Genomic DNA, 472 nt, shown 5'->3' with positions numbered 1-472 from the left:
ATTAAATACACAAATGTACATGCTATCACTTGCTATTATTCGATACACATTGTTCATTTAGCATCAGTACAGGCTCCCACATAAATAACGACCTATATGCTGGATCGCTTCTATTCGTTTAGCAGAAAACTTGTCCGCGATGACCAACCTAAAATAATGTTCAAAAGTATTCGCAAAAGAGAACGTATAGCCCGGCGTAAATCTTGCACCAATTTTTTCACACTGCGCGTAAAAATCCGCCATATCTGTACTTTTAGGCATTTTAACCCAAAGATTATACCCACCTGCAGGTGTGATCACTTTGGTTTTTTCAGGAAAACTGGAAGCGATTAGGTTGGTGGCCAGATAGGCATTTTTTGCCAGTTGCATCTTCAGTGAACGAATATGCCGATCGTAACTGCTGCTACCGATCAAACGGTTTACGGTCTCCTGATTCAGAGGAGAAACTGTACTGCCCAATGCAAACTTGATC

Annotated in this window: 1 pseudogene; it reads right to left on the bottom strand. The window is 40.9% G+C overall.

Going from position 1 to position 472, the window contains the following annotated elements:
* Nucleotides 1-63: 63 nt before the first annotated feature.
* Nucleotides 64-472 (bottom strand): annotated as a pseudogene (locus LE190_RS22245) (hypothetical protein); the annotation flags it as partial.

Source organism: Massilia hydrophila, from assembly GCF_020208145.1.
GTDB classification, from domain to species: domain Bacteria; phylum Pseudomonadota; class Gammaproteobacteria; order Burkholderiales; family Burkholderiaceae_D; genus Telluria; species Telluria hydrophila.
Note: the sequence above shows the minus strand (reverse complement) of the source record. Positions and strands in the feature narration are given on the sequence as shown.